Annotated in this window: 15 protein-coding genes; 6 read left to right on the plus strand and 9 right to left on the minus strand. The window is 60.9% G+C overall.

Going from position 1 to position 13,851, the window contains the following annotated elements; all coding sequences use genetic code 11:
- The first annotated feature begins 17 nt into the window (after positions 1 to 17).
- Positions 18 to 341, plus strand: a complete 324-nt coding sequence (locus tag HU759_RS28795; protein WP_017139459.1) for a DUF3392 domain-containing protein — start codon at positions 18 to 20, stop codon at positions 339 to 341.
- 143 nt (positions 342 to 484) lie between these two features.
- Here the strand turns inward: HU759_RS28795 and trmB are convergent, their stop codons facing one another.
- From trmB to HU759_RS28815, 4 genes are all read right to left on the minus strand, one after another.
- A complete protein-coding gene (gene trmB, locus HU759_RS28800) occupies positions 485 to 1,210 on the minus strand; it encodes a tRNA (guanosine(46)-N7)-methyltransferase TrmB (protein ID WP_186616994.1) in 726 nt (241 codons plus the stop codon).
- A gap of 9 nt (positions 1,211 to 1,219) precedes the next feature.
- Positions 1,220 to 2,014 carry a thiazole synthase gene (locus HU759_RS28805; RefSeq protein ID WP_017139461.1) on the minus strand — a complete coding sequence of 265 codons (795 nt, stop codon included), beginning with the start codon at positions 2,012 to 2,014 and terminating at the stop codon, positions 1,220 to 1,222.
- 65 nt (positions 2,015 to 2,079) lie between these two features.
- Positions 2,080 to 2,280 carry a sulfur carrier protein ThiS gene (gene thiS / locus HU759_RS28810; RefSeq protein ID WP_032865944.1) on the minus strand — a complete coding sequence of 67 codons (201 nt, stop codon included), beginning with the start codon at positions 2,278 to 2,280 and terminating at the stop codon, positions 2,080 to 2,082.
- A gap of 71 nt (positions 2,281 to 2,351) precedes the next feature.
- Positions 2,352 to 2,729, minus strand: a complete 378-nt coding sequence (locus HU759_RS28815; RefSeq protein ID WP_056857688.1) for a DUF423 domain-containing protein — start codon at positions 2,727 to 2,729, stop codon at positions 2,352 to 2,354.
- 74 nt (positions 2,730 to 2,803) lie between these two features.
- Here HU759_RS28815 and mtgA point away from each other — a divergent pair, with 74 nt between their 5' ends.
- The gene (gene mtgA / locus HU759_RS28820) at positions 2,804 to 3,526 is read left to right on the plus strand and encodes a monofunctional biosynthetic peptidoglycan transglycosylase (protein WP_099550332.1); all 723 of its coding nucleotides are present in this window, start codon (positions 2,804 to 2,806) and stop codon (positions 3,524 to 3,526) included.
- A gap of 195 nt (positions 3,527 to 3,721) precedes the next feature.
- On the opposite strand, the gene rpoH is transcribed toward mtgA, so the two are convergent.
- The 4 genes from rpoH to ftsY form a co-directional block, all read right to left on the minus strand.
- The gene (gene rpoH, locus HU759_RS28825) at positions 3,722 to 4,576 is read right to left on the minus strand and encodes an RNA polymerase sigma factor RpoH (protein ID WP_017139465.1); all 855 of its coding nucleotides are present in this window, start codon (positions 4,574 to 4,576) and stop codon (positions 3,722 to 3,724) included.
- 129 nt (positions 4,577 to 4,705) lie between these two features.
- Positions 4,706 to 5,728: a permease-like cell division protein FtsX gene (ftsX, locus tag HU759_RS28830; protein ID WP_170036800.1), complete on the minus strand. Its 1,023-nt coding sequence runs from the start codon at positions 5,726 to 5,728 to the stop codon at positions 4,706 to 4,708.
- Positions 5,725 to 6,396, minus strand: coding sequence for a cell division ATP-binding protein FtsE (ftsE, locus tag HU759_RS28835; RefSeq protein WP_186616992.1), 672 nt, complete (start codon positions 6,394 to 6,396; stop codon positions 5,725 to 5,727). The genes ftsX and ftsE overlap by 4 nt, the downstream gene beginning before the upstream one ends.
- Positions 6,393 to 7,823 (minus strand): signal recognition particle-docking protein FtsY, encoded by a 1,431-nt coding sequence (ftsY, locus tag HU759_RS28840; RefSeq protein ID WP_186616991.1) that lies wholly within the window; start codon positions 7,821 to 7,823, stop codon positions 6,393 to 6,395. The genes ftsE and ftsY overlap by 4 nt, the downstream gene beginning before the upstream one ends.
- A gap of 338 nt (positions 7,824 to 8,161) precedes the next feature.
- Between ftsY and HU759_RS28845 the strand changes: the two genes are divergently transcribed.
- From HU759_RS28845 to HU759_RS28860, 4 genes are all read left to right on the plus strand, one after another.
- A complete protein-coding gene (locus tag HU759_RS28845) occupies positions 8,162 to 9,517 on the plus strand; it encodes a pitrilysin family protein (protein WP_017139467.1) in 1,356 nt (451 codons plus the stop codon).
- Positions 9,510 to 11,000: a pitrilysin family protein gene (locus HU759_RS28850; RefSeq protein ID WP_177033844.1), complete on the plus strand. Its 1,491-nt coding sequence runs from the start codon at positions 9,510 to 9,512 to the stop codon at positions 10,998 to 11,000. The genes HU759_RS28845 and HU759_RS28850 overlap by 8 nt, the downstream gene beginning before the upstream one ends.
- Entirely contained in the window at positions 11,000 to 11,617 is a 618-nt protein-coding gene (gene rsmD / locus HU759_RS28855; RefSeq protein WP_056857682.1) for a 16S rRNA (guanine(966)-N(2))-methyltransferase RsmD, read from the plus strand. The genes HU759_RS28850 and rsmD overlap by 1 nt, the downstream gene beginning before the upstream one ends.
- Before the next feature lie 229 nt (positions 11,618 to 11,846).
- Entirely contained in the window at positions 11,847 to 12,842 is a 996-nt protein-coding gene (locus HU759_RS28860) for a hydrolase (protein ID WP_186616990.1), read from the plus strand.
- Between the two features lie 153 nt (positions 12,843 to 12,995).
- On the opposite strand, the gene HU759_RS28865 is transcribed toward HU759_RS28860, so the two are convergent.
- On the minus strand, positions 12,996 to 13,850 hold the full coding sequence (locus HU759_RS28865; RefSeq protein ID WP_138450773.1) for a sulfurtransferase: 855 nt from the start codon (positions 13,848 to 13,850) through the stop codon (positions 12,996 to 12,998).
- Position 13,851: the final 1 nt, after the last annotated feature.

A 13,851-nucleotide genomic window follows, 5' to 3' on the forward strand; every position in this document is an offset into this window, starting at 1 on the left:
CGCTCTAAGGAAATCACATGGATTTGGTACTCGACCTGCTCGCCACCGTGTCCCGCTGGAGCCGTAGCAACCTGTCGGAAATCTCCCTGGCCCTTGTCGGTTGTTTGCTGGTGTTGTTTGGCGCGGATATCAAAGGCTGGATCGAAGGCCGCTTGGGCAGCATCGCCGGAGCATTGCGCGTACCGTTGATGGCGCTGGTATGCATGATCGGCAGCGGCGCAGCCTTGCTGTATGCCACGCCTTGGATTGTGCGGGGGCTGAGCCAGTTTAATAACTACAGTTTGGCGCCAGTGTTGGTGGTGGTGCTGGTGTTGATTGGCGTAGTCGCCGACCGCCGCTGATTCCAAAGCCCAACACAAAACAACTGTGGGAGCTGGCTTGCCTGCGATGCAGGCACCTCGGTGTATCTGTGATACTGAGGTGATGCTATCGCAGGCAAGCCAGCTCCCACAGTTGATTGCACTCCAAGCCGGCTATTGGCTTGTCAGTCAACCTTCTCGAACTTCAAATCCCAAACCCCATGCCCCAGTCGCTCGCCGCGGCGTTCGAACTTGGTGATCGGGCGCTCGGCCGGGCGCGGCACGCATTTGCCGTCTTCGGCCAGGTTGCGGTAGCCAGGCGCTACGTCCATCACTTCCAGCATGTATTCGGCATACGGCTCCCAGTCTGTGGCCATGTGCAGAATGCCACCCACTTTCAGCTTGCTGCGCACCAGCTCCGCGAAGGAAGCCTGGACGATACGGCGTTTGTGGTGACGCGATTTGTGCCATGGGTCCGGGAAGAACAGCATCAGGCGGTCGAGGCTGTTGTCGGCGATGCAGCGGTTGAGTACTTCAATCGCGTCGCAGTCGTAGACTCGCAGGTTGGTCAGGCCTTGGGTCAGTACGCCGTTAAGCAGCGCGCCGACACCTGGGCGGTGCACTTCCACCCCGATAAAGTCCTGGTCCGGCGCGGCCGCGGCCATTTCCAGCAGGGAGTGGCCCATGCCGAAACCGATTTCCAGGGAACGCGGGGCCGAACGGCCGAACACCTGGTCGTAGTCCACCGGCGCGTCGGCCAATGCCAACACGAACAGCGGCGTACCTTGCTCCAGGCCCTTTTGCTGGCCTTCGGTCATGCGGCCGGCGCGCATCACAAAACTCTTGATGCGGCGGTGCTTGGACTCGTCGCCTTCTTCCACGGTGTTCGGCGTTTCGTTTGATTCAGTCATCAATGGCTCTTACTTGATCAGACCATCCAGCGGCGAGGAGGCGCTGGCGTACAGTTTTTTCGGCATGCGACCGGCGAGGTAGGCCAAGCGGCCCGCGACGATTGCGTGTTGCATGGCTTGGGCCATCATGACCGGCTGCTGGGCATGGGCGATGGCCGAGTTCATCAGCACCGCGTCGCAACCCAGCTCCATGGCGATGGTAGCGTCGGAGGCAGTGCCCACGCCCGCGTCCACCAGCACCGGAATCCTGGCTTCTTCGAGGATGATTTGCAGGTTGTACGGGTTGCAGATGCCCAGGCCAGAACCGATCAGGCCGGCCAGCGGCATCACGGCGATGCAGCCGATTTCGGCCAATTGGCGAGCGATGATCGGGTCATCACTGGTGTAGACCATCACGTCGAAGCCTTCCTTGACCAGGGTTTCGGCAGCCTTGAGGGTTTCGATCACGTTGGGGAACAGGGTTTTCTGGTCGGCCAGCACTTCCAGTTTCACCAGGTTGTGGCCGTCGAGCAGCTCACGGGCCAGGCGGCAGGTGCGCACGGCTTCGATGGCATCGTAGCAACCGGCAGTGTTCGGCAGGAAGGTGTAGCGATCCGGCGACAACACTTCGAGCAGGTTCGGCTCGCCTTCGATCTGGCCGAGGTTGGTGCGGCGCACGGCAAACGTCACGATCTCGGCACCCGAGGCTTCGATGGCCAGACGGGTTTCTTCCATGTCGCGGTACTTGCCGGTGCCAACCAGCAGGCGGGACTGGTAGGTACGACCGGCCAGGACGAAGGGCTTGTCGCTACGAACGATGCTCATGGGAAATCCTCGAATTGGGGTGAGGTTCTGCAGAATGCGGGTTGACGCCCTTGAGCGCCGGGCGGCTAGCCGCCGCCGATGGCGTGGACCACTTCGACCTGATCACCTTCGGTGAGCGCGGTTTCGGCATGCTGGCTACGCGGGACGATATCCAGGTTGAGCTCCACTGCGACTCGGCGTCCGGTCAGGTCCAGACGGGTCAGCAGGGCCGCAACGGTTTCACCGTCGGGCAGTTCAAAGGATTCGCCGTTCAACTGAATGCGCATGCCACGGGCCGCCATCGTTTTTAGGGGCCAGCATTCTAGCCCGATCAGCGTGGCTGACCCAAGTCCCTTGGTCAGGCTACCTGTAGACGCCACGCAGTCAAACCGAGGAAGAACCAGCCGAGCAAGAAGGCCAGACCACCAAACGGCGTGATGATGCCGAGCTTGCTGATGCCGGTCAGGGTCAGCGCATACAGACTGCCCGAGAACAGCAGGATGCCGACGGTAAAGGAGATGCCCGCCCAGCTGACCAATCGGCCAGGAATATGCGCGGCCAGCAACGCTACGCCGAACAGCGCCAGGGCGTGCACCAACTGGTAGGTGACGCCCGTATGGAAGATCGCCAGGTACTCGGCGCTCAGGCGGTTTTTCAGGCCGTGGGCGGCAAAGGCGCCCAGGGCGACGCCGGTAAAGCCGAAAAAGGCAGCCAGCATCAGAAAGCTACGCAGCATGAGGAACTCCAGTCAGACTCGAGGGGCAGGGTCTGTATAATGGCCCGCTCAACGGGTTCGGCCAAGCCATCTCTATGCTGCGTCTCCTCTTCAAGCGCTTTCTTAAAGTCATTAAATGGTTTGCCATCGGCAGTGTGCTGCTGGTGCTGCTGTTTCGTGTGGTGCCGCCGCCGTTCACCGCGTTGATGGTGGAGCGCAAGATCGAATCCTGGATCGACGGCGAGCCGATCGATGTGCAGCGCACCTGGGTGCCGTGGGATGAGATATCCGACGAACTGAAAGTGGCGGTAATGGCGGGTGAAGACCAGCGTTTCCCGCAGCATTGGGGTTTTGACTTCGGCGCGATCCAGGCGGCGCTGCTGCACAACGAGCGCGGCGGTTCGATTCGCGGCGCCAGCACTCTGAGCCAGCAAGTGTCAAAGAACCTGTTTTTGTGGACCGGTCGCAGTTATCTGCGCAAAGGCCTGGAAGCCTGGTTTACCGCACTGATCGAAGTGTTGTGGCCCAAGCAGCGGATTCTTGAGGTGTACCTCAATAGCGTGGAGTGGGATGAAGGCGTGTTTGGCGCAGAGGCCGCCGCGCGGCATCACTTTGGCGTGAGTGCCAAAGCGCTTTCCCGTCAGCAGGCCAGCTATCTGGCGGCGGTTTTGCCCAACCCTCGAGTGTGGAGTGCCAGCCATCCAACAGCCTATGTGGCACGGCGAGCGGCATGGATTCGGCAGCAGATGAGCCAGTTGGGTGGGGATGGTTACTTGGTGGAATTGAATAACTCCCGCAAAGCCCCCTGGTCCGATTGACACACTGCACTACCCATGTGGGAGCTGGCTTGCCTGCGATAGCGGTGGGTCAAACTACCCATGTGTTAGCTGATACTGCCTCATCGCAGGCAAGCCTGCTCCCACAGTGGACCGAGTTGAACTTGAGATTTTCGACTGCAAACAAAAATGCCCCAATCTTTCGATCGGGGCATTTTTTTGTCTTATCGCAGCGTCTTAAGCGGCGATCGACAACTTCAGCTTGTTCATCGCGCTTTTCTCAAGCTGACGAATCCGCTCGGCCGACACGTTGTACTTCTGTGCCAGGTCGTGCAGCGTGGCTTTTTCTTCAGCCAGCCAGCGCTGATAGAGGATGTCACGGCTACGGTCGTCCAGCACTTCCAGCGCTTCGTGCAGGTTCTGGTTGGAGTTGTCGCTCCAGTCGGCGTCTTCCAGTTGACGCGCCGGGTCGTACCGGTGGTCTTCCAGGTAGTTGGCCGGCGATTGGAAGGCGCTGTCGTCGTCCGCTTCAGCGGCCGGGTCGAAGGCCATATCATGGCCGGTCAGGCGACTTTCCATCTCGCGCACCTCACGCGGCTCCACGCCGAGGCTTTCGGCCACGCGGTGGACTTCCTCGTTATTCAGCCACGCCAGGCGTTTTTTCTGGCTGCGCAGGTTGAAGAACAGCTTGCGCTGGGCCTTGGTGGTCGCGACTTTCACGATGCGCCAGTTGCGCAGGATGAACTCGTGGATTTCCGCCTTGATCCAGTGCACGGCAAACGATACCAGGCGCACGCCCATCTCAGGGTTGAAGCGCTTTACAGCCTTCATCAGGCCGACGTTGCCTTCCTGGATCAGGTCAGCCTGGGCCAACCCGTAGCCGCTATAGCTACGGGCGATATGTACGACAAAACGCAGGTGGGCGAGCACCATCTGCCGAGCCGCCCCCAAATCCTGCTCATAGTAGAGACTCTCGGCCAGTTCACGCTCCTGCTCGGGCGTCAGCAATGGAATGCTGTTGACCGTGTGCACATAGGCCTCCAGGTTCGCACCCGGGACCAGAGCATAAGCAGGTTGCAAAGAAGTGGTCATACGAAAAAACCTCCGACTCACATAACTCGTGCAGTTCAGCACTGCGAAAATTGACCGGGAACCGTAGGACAAGTTCCCTAAACCACCAATACGGTCAATACAAACGAAACCACATTAATCTGACATTAACTACTTCGGTGCCAGCTCACGTAAATGACGAGCGACCGCAATCCAGGCACCGATATACCCCAACAAGACGGCACCAAGCAAGAGACTCAGACCGTCGGCGACCGGCACGCCGGCCAGGGCAAAATCGCTGCCGTACAAACCGGCCAGCCCTACTACCGCGTCGTTGAGCCAGTTCAAGCCAAAAGCCAAAACGCCCCAGGACAAAATCCCGGCACCGAAGCCATAAAGCGCGCCCATGTACAGAAAAGGCCTACGCACATAGCTGTCTGTGCCGCCGACCAGTTTAATCACTTCTATCTCGGTGCGGCGGTTTTCAATATGAAGACGAATGGTATTACCTATCACCAAAAGTAATGCAGACACCAACAACACCGTGAGACCGAACACAAAGCGGTCGCCCAGCTTGAGAATGGCCGCCAGACGCTCTACCCAGACTAGATCAAGTTGTGCCTGTTGTACCTTGGGCATCTCTGCGAGTTTTTGTCGCAGGGCCTCAAGCGCTGGCTTGTCGACTTCGTTCGGCGTCACCAGCACCACGCCCGGCAGCGGGTTCTGCGGCAGCTCTTTAAGCGCCTCACCCAGGCCTGATTGCTGCTGGAACTCTTCAAGGGCCTGATCGCGGCTGATGTATTCGGCATCCGCCACGCCCGGCAGGTTCTTGATGTCGTTGCGCAGGTTCTCGCCATCTTTGGCGCTGGTGTCGAGGTCCAGGTACAGCGAAATCTGCGCCGCGCGCTGCCAGGAACCGCCCAGGCGCTCCACATTATTAAGCAGCAGCGACAAACCCATCGGCAGGCTCAGTGCCACGGCCATTACCAGGCAGGTGAAAAAGCTGCCGATCGGCTGCTTGCCCAGGCGGCGCAGGCTGTCGACCAAGCTGGCACGATGGCTTTCGATCCAGGCGCGCAGCAGCGTGGCGAAATCCGGGCCATCATCTTCGTCGCGTTTTTTCTTCGGCGGTTGCGGGTCGGCGGCTTTTGGCGCCACACGCTCGGAAACCTTGGGGCTGCGAGTCGCACTCATACGCCAGCCTCCCCGTCGCCGATCAGGCGGCCGCGTTGCAGGGTCAGCATGCGGTGGCGCATACGGGCGATCAGTGCCAGGTCGTGACTGGCGATCAATACGCTGGTGCCCAGGCGGTTGATGTCTTCGAACACGCCCATGATCTCAGCCGCCAGACGCGGGTCGAGGTTACCGGTAGGTTCGTCCGCCAGCAACAAGGCCGGGCGGTGGACAATGGCGCGGGCGATGCCGACGCGCTGTTGTTGGCCGGTGGACAGGTCGCCCGGGTAAAGGTCGGTCTTGTCCGACAGTGCCACGCGCTCCAGGGCCGAATCCACACGCTTGACGACTTCAGCCTTGGACAAGCCGAGAATCTGCAGCGGCAAAGCAATGTTGTTGAACACCGTACGATCGAACAGCAACTGGTGGTTCTGGAACACCACGCCGATCTGGCGGCGCAGGAACGGGATCTGTGCATTGCTGATGGTGGCCAGATCCTGGCCGGCCAGCAGCAGCTTGCCGGTGGTCGGGCGCTCCATCGCCAGCAACAGCCGCAACAGCGTACTTTTACCGGCGCCCGAGTGGCCGGTTACAAACAGAAACTCGCCACGCCGTACTCGAAAGCTCAGCTCATGCAAGCCCACATGCCCATTGGCGTAGCGTTTACCGACCTGTTCGAATCGAATCATGAACGCTCCCGCTCGGCGAAAAGTGCCTGTACAAAGGGTTCGGCTTCAAAGGTGCGCAGGTCGTCGATACCTTCACCGACACCGATATAACGAATCGGCAACCCGAACTGTTTGGCCAGGGCGAAGATCACACCACCCTTGGCCGTGCCGTCGAGCTTAGTCAATGCCAGGCCGGTCAGTTGCACCGTCTGGTTGAATTGTTTGGCCTGGCTGATGGCGTTCTGGCCAGTGCCGGCGTCGAGCACCAGAAGCACTTCGTGCGGGGCGTCGGCGTCGAGCTTGCCAATTACGCGGCGCACTTTCTTCAGCTCTTCCATCAGGTTGTCTTTGGTGTGCAGGCGACCGGCGGTATCAGCGATCAACACATCGATGTTACGGGCCTTGGCAGCCTGCACGGCATCGAAAATCACCGAGGCGGAATCGGCGCCGGTGTGCTGGGCGATGACCGGGATCTTGTTGCGCTCACCCCAGACCTGCAACTGCTCCACGGCAGCGGCGCGGAAGGTGTCACCGGCGGCGAGCATGACTTTTTTGCCTTCCGACTGCAGCTTCTTGGCCAACTTGCCGATGGTGGTGGTTTTGCCGGCGCCGTTGACGCCGACGACCAGGATCACGAACGGCTTGTTCGGCGTGATCACCAGCGGCGCTTCCACCGGCTTGAGCATCGCAGCCAGTTCGGCCTGAAGGGATTTGTAGAGCGCATCGGCGTCAGTCAACTGCTTGCGCGCAACCTTCTGGGTCAGGCTCTGGATGATCACGGCAGTGGCTTCGACGCCCACGTCGGCGGTCAACAGACGGGTTTCGATGTCTTCCAGCAGCTCGTCATCAATAACCTTCTTGCCCAGGAACAGGCTGGCCATGCCTTCGCCGATACTGGCGCTGGTTTTGCTCAGGCCTTGCTTGAGGCGGGCGAAGAAGCCGGTTTTGCTGGTTTCAGCGGGAGCAACAACGGGCTCCGGGGCGACCGGCGGCTCGATAATGGCGGGGGCGGCAACGACAACAGGCTCTGGCTCTGGCTCTGGCTCTGGCTCTGGCTCTGGCTCTGGCTCAACAGTGACGGGCGCAGGCGCTTCGACTACCACTGAAACCGGCTCAATGACCACAGGAATCGGCGGCGTGACGTGCTCGGCTTGTACATCTTCAACCAGTGCCACAGGCTCTTCAGCCACCGGCAGTTCCAACCACGGTTTGTGCTCTGGCTCTGGCGCAGGCGCAGGCTCAACCAACGGTTGCAACACCGGCTCGGCCATCGGCAACACCACTGGCGCGGGCGGCTCAGCGTCTATAATGGGCTCTGGAATCGGCTCAGGCTGAACCTGTGGCTGTTCGACGACGGTTTCCTGCGGCTTTTTGCGCAGCCATCCGAACAGGCCTTTTTTCTCGCCAGCCGCAGCTGGACTCTTCTTGTCGTCGTTGGAACCAAACATGGAGGACGGCTATCTCAAAGTAGCGATGCGCCAGGGCGCCTCGGTAAATAAATTCGATGCAGAACAGACTGCTTTAACGCTCGCTTGTTCATGCGCAACATTTTGTAAGGCGTAAATAAAGGCCTCAACAAATCGTTTCAATAAAGGACTGAAGCGACAAAATCGGCGAAAAGTAGAAGATCGTCGGGGAAACCCAGCGCCAATTCCTACATTCCTACGACTGAAACCGGGACAAGATGACTGCCACAGTGGCCCTGTCCAAACCGGATCAGTATCCTAGCACCTCCTCGCCCGCCGACGCTAAGACCAAGCGGGTAGCCCAACAGGTTAAAACACGAATGATTGCTCTAGCCCGCCGCGCCGCAGGCCTGCTGCTCAGCACAGTTTGTCTGCCTCTTTCAGCCTTGGCTGCCGACCCACAACCCACCCATGAATTCACCCTCGATAACGGCCTTAAAGTGGTCGTGCGCGAAGACCATCGCGCGCCGGTGGTGGTTTCCCAGGTCTGGTACAAGGTCGGTTCGAGCTACGAAACCCCGGGCCAGACCGGTTTGTCCCATGCCCTGGAACACATGATGTTCAAGGGCAGCGCCAAAGTCGGTCCCGGCGAAGCCTCGCTGATCCTGCGTGACCTGGGCGCTGAAGAAAACGCCTTCACCAGCGACGACTACACCGCGTATTACCAGGTACTGGCGCGTGACCGCCTGGGCGTCGCTTTCGAGCTGGAAGCCGACCGCATGGCCAGCCTGCGCCTGCCGGCCGATGAGTTCAGCCGCGAAATCGAGGTGATCAAGGAAGAACGCCGCCTGCGCACCGACGACAACCCGATGTCCAAGGCCTACGAGCGCTTCAAGGCGATGGCCTACCCGGCCAGCGGCTATCACACGCCCACCATCGGCTGGATGGCCGACCTTGAGCGCATGAAGGTTGAAGAACTGCGCCACTGGTACCAGTCCTGGTATGTGCCGAACAACGCCACACTGGTGGTGGTCGGCGACGTGACGCCGGACGAGGTCAAGAAACTCGCCGAACGTTACTTCGGCCCAATCCCCAAGCGTGATGTGCCACCCGCCAAGATCCCGCTGGAACTGGCCGAACCTGGCGAGCGCTTGCTGACCCTGCACGTGCAGACCCAACTGCCGAGCGTGATCCTCGGTTTCAACGTGCCGGGCCTGGCGACTGCCGAAGACAAGCGCTCGGTGCAAGCCCTGCGCCTGCTCTCGGCCCTGCTCGATGGCGGCTACAGCGCGCGTATCTCGGAACAGCTGGAGCGCGGTGAAGAACTCGTCTCCGGCGCGTCCACCAGCTACGACGCCTATACCCGTGGTGACAGCCTGTTCACATTGAGCGCCACGCCGAATCAGCAGAAGAAAAAGACCATTGCCCAGGCCGAAGCCGGCCTGTGGCGCCTGCTGGACGAGTTGAAAGCCAAGCCGCCGACCACCGAAGAACTGGAGCGTATCCGCGCCCAAGTGATTGCCGGCGTGGTTTACCAACGTGATTCCATCACCAGCCAGGCCACGGCCATCGGCTCGCTGGAAACCGTCGGCCTGTCCTGGAAACTCATGGACACCGAGCTTGCCGACCTGCAAAGCGTGACCCCGGAAGATATCCAGAAAGCCGCGCGCACCTACTTCACCCGCGAACGTTTGAGCGTCGCCCATGTTTTGCCCGAGGAGACCGCTCATGAGTAATCGCAAAAGCAGCCGCCTGATCTTCCCCGGCCTGGTCGTCGTCACCCTGATCGCCGCCAGCGCCGTGTACTTCCTGCGCCCGAGTGAATCGGTGGCCAGCCAGGCGCTGGACAAGGCGCAATCGGCCAACAAACTGCAATCTTTGGCAGAACTGGACGGCAAGGCGCCGACCAACCGCAAGCTCGACGTGCAAACCTGGACCACCGCCGAGGGCGCCAAGGTGCTGTTCGTCGAAGCCCACGAACTGCCAATGTTCGACATGCGCATCCTGTTCGCCGCCGGCAGCAGCCAGGACGGCAATACCCCAGGCGTTGCGTTGCTGACCAACGCCATGCTCAACGAAGGCATACCGGGCAAGGATGTCAGCCAGATCGCCAGCGGCTTTGAAGGCCTGGGTGCCGACTTCGGCAACGGCGCTTATCGCGACATGGCGTTGGTGTCCCTGCGCAGCCTGAGCGACAGCGGCAAGCGCGACGCGGCCCTGACGCTGTTTGACCAAGTGATCGGCAAGCCGACTTTCCCGGCCGACTCCCTGGCGCGCATCAAAAACCAGATTCTTGCCGGTTTTGAGTACCAGAAACAGAACCCAGGCAAGCTGGCCAGCCTTGAGTTGTTCAAGCGGTTGTACGGCGACCACCCTTACGCGCACCCGAGCGAAGGCACGCCTGAGAGCATTCCGGCGATTACCCTGGCGCAGTTGCAGGCCTTCCACGCCAAAGCATACGCAGCAGGCAATGCGGTGATTGCCGTGGTGGGCGATCTGACTCGCGCCGACGCTGAGGCCATGACGGCCAAGGTCTCCGCATCGCTGCCCAAAGGCCCGGCCCTGGCCAAGATCGCCCAGCCGACCGAGCCGAAAGCTGGCCTGAGCCATATCGAGTTCCCGTCCAAGCAAACCCATTTACTGTTCGCGCAACTGGGCATCGACCGCGCCGACCCGGACTACGCCGCCTTGTCCCTGGGCAACCAGATCCTCGGCGGTGGTGGTTTCGGCACCCGCTTGATGAGCGAAGTGCGTGAGAAGCGCGGCCTGACCTACGGCGTTTACTCCGGTTTCTCGCCGATGCAGGTACGTGGTCCGTTCATGATCAACCTGCAGACCCGCGCCGAAATGAGCGGCGGCACCCTGCGCCTGGTTGAAGACGTGCTGGCCGACTACCTCAAGACCGGCCCGACGCAAAAGGAACTGGACGACGCCAAGCGTGAGCTGGCCGGTAGCTTCCCACTGTCTACCGCAAGCAACGCCGATATCGTCGGGCAGCTGGGCGCCATGGGTTTCTATAACCTGCCGCTGAGCTATCTTGAGGATTTCATGAAACAATCCCAGGCCCTGACCGTAGAGCAGGTCAAGGCTGCAATGAATAAACACTTGAGCGCCGACAAGATGGTCATCGTGACCGCCGGCCCGACGATTGCGCAAAAGCCACTACCGCCCCCCACTGATAAACCCGCCGAGCAGCCGCTCGGGGTTCCGGAGCATTAATGGCCAGTTCATCTCGCCCGAAAAAACCTGTCCACAACGTGCATAACGGTGTGGGCCAACTGCGCATCATTGGCGGTGAATGGGGCAGCCGCAAGCTGAGTTTCCCTGACGTCGTGGGCCTGCGCCCAACGCCGGATCGCGTGCGTGAAACCCTGTTCAACTGGCTCGCGCCGTATATCGGCGGCGCCAAGGTACTGGACCCGTTCGCCGGCAGCGGCGCGCTGTTCCTCGAAGCGCTGTCCCGTGGCGCCGCACAGGGCCAGGCGCTGGATGCCAGCAATGTGGCGGTGTCCAGCCTCAAGGAACACCTGGGCACACTGCGCTGCACCACCGGCCAGGTGCAGACAGCCGATGCGCTGCGCTACCTGGAAACCCAGGCGGCCAGCGAATACGACGTGGTGTTCCTCGACCCGCCGTTCAACCAGAACCTGTTGCCGACGGTGTGTGCGCTGCTGGAAGAGCGCCAGTGGCTGGCACCCGATGCGTGGATCTACACTGAAAGCGAGACCGCGCCGTCTACCCTCGGCCTGCCGGGCAGCTGGCGCCTGCACCGAGAGCAGAAGTCCGGTCGCGTGTATTACGCGTTGTGGCATCGGTTGGTTGAAAGCGCCGCTTAACCTTAGGTAAATCTTGTAGTGAGCGGGCTTGTCGTGGCGGCCAGGATGGTTGTGGCGAGCAGGCTTGCCCTGCGTTGGGCTGCGAAGCAGCCCCTTTTACAGGCACCGCGATCTGAAAAATAGAATGCGGCGACTTTACTGGGGCCGCTTCGCAGCCCAACGCAGGGCAAGCCTGCTCGCCACAACAAGCTCGCATGCCACAGTAAGCTCGCTTGCTACCGAGAGTTTCATGATCCCGTCCTCTGAGCTGTTCAAACCCGCCTTCGGCCTCGGCAACCCCCACTTGCAAACCCTGTGGGGGCCGCTGTGGCGCCCTACCACCCATATCGAACGCCAACGCGAACGCCTGTGGCTGGACGACGGCGACTTTCTCGACCTCGACTGGCATGGGCCCCATGACGCGCAAGCGCCATTGGTGCTGGTGCTGCACGGGCTGACCGGCTCGTCCAACTCGCCTTATGTGGCCGGGCTGCAAAAAGCCCTCGCAGCTCAAGGCTGGGCCAGCGCCGCCTTGAATTGGCGTGGGTGCTCGGGCGAGCCAAACCTGTTGGCACGCAGCTATCACTCCGGTGCCAGTGAAGACCTGGCGGCGGCGATTGCACATCTGCATGCCAAACGACCCTTGGCGCCGCTGTATGCGGTGGGTTATTCGTTGGGCGCAAATGTGCTGCTCAAGCACCTGGGCGAAACCGGCGAGACGTCCGGGCTGCAAGGCGCAGCGGCGGTGTCGGTGCCGTTTCGACTGGACCAGTGCGCTGACCGTATCGGGCTGGGCTTTTCGCGGGTGTACCAGAAGCACTTCATGCGCGAGATGTTGGCGTATATCCGCGTCAAGCAAAGCCGCTTTGTGAAGGATGGCCGGGCCGAAGGGCTGAAAACCCTGGAAGCCCTGGGCTCATTGGAGAAAATGCGCACGTTCTGGGACTTCGACGGCCGGGTGACCGCACCGTTGCACGGGTTCCTCAGTGCCGAGGACTATTATCGTCGCGCCTCGAGCCGTTACTACTTGGGCGAAATCCGCACGCCAACCCTGATTATCCAGGCCGCCGATGACCCGTTCGTGTTTGCTCACAGCCTGCCCGAGGCCAATGAACTGTCGGATTGCACCGAGTTTGAGTTATTGGCCAAGGGTGGACATGTGGGGTTTGTGGATGGGACGTTGAAACGCCCCAGTTACTATCTGGAGCGCCGTATTCCGCAGTGGTTACTGACACAACACAGTTAAAAAATGTGGGAGCTGGTTTGTGTGGGAGCTGGCTTGCCTGCGATAGCGGTGTGTCAGCCAATAATTAGCTGACTGACACTCCCTCATCGCAGGCAAGCCAGCTCCCACACAAGCCCACACACACATTTTGATTGGGTTTGCAGGCCTGGCGGCTTAGTCGCCGGTTGCAATCTGCCGTGTGGGGTCGGTAATCCACTCACTCCACGACCCCGCATACAGTTTGCCCAACGGGTAGCCCGCCAGACTCAAGGCAAACAGGTTGTGGCACGCCGTCACGCCCGAACCGCAGTACGCCACCAGTTCATCCGGTGACCGGCCCTGCAACTGTGCGGCGAAGCGCTGCTTGAGCTGATCGGCCGGTAGAAAGCGGCCATCACTGCCCAGGTTTTCGGTGAACGCTGCACATTGCGCACCGGGAATGTGCCCGGCAATCGGATCAATCGGCTCTACCTCGCCGCGAAAACGCACCGCTGCACGGGCGTCGATCAAGGTGAGGCCCGGCTCACCCAGGCGTTTTTGCAAATGCTCGGCGTCCAGCAGCAGGCGGTTGTCCGGCTTACCGGCAAACGCTCCCGGCTCCACCACCGGTGCATCGAGGCTCAACGGGAAACCGGCGGCGTGCCAGGCCTTGAGACCACCGTCCAGGATAAACACCCCGTCACGCTTGCCCAGCCAGGCCAGCAACCACCACGCGCGGGCGGCATAGGCGCCAGGGCCGTCGTCGTACAGGACGATGTCGGTGTTGGCATGGATGCCCCAGGCCCGCAGTTGCGCAACCAAAGTGTCCGCCGCCGGTAACGGGTGGCGGCCGGTCACGCCTTTGGTCACCGGCCCACTGAGATGACGCTCCAAGTCGGCATATTGCGCGCCTTCGATATGCCCTTCGGCATAGCTGCACAGCCCGTAGTCCGGGTCTTCGAGGGCAAAACGACAATCCAGGATCACCAGCCCCGCGGCCTTTTGGCGTTCGGCCAATTGCTGGGGGCTGATCAGTTGGGCAAGCGACATG

It is taken from the genome of Pseudomonas sp. OE 28.3 (assembly GCF_014268205.2).
Classification (GTDB): Bacteria; Pseudomonadota; Gammaproteobacteria; order Pseudomonadales; family Pseudomonadaceae; genus Aquipseudomonas; species Aquipseudomonas edaphica.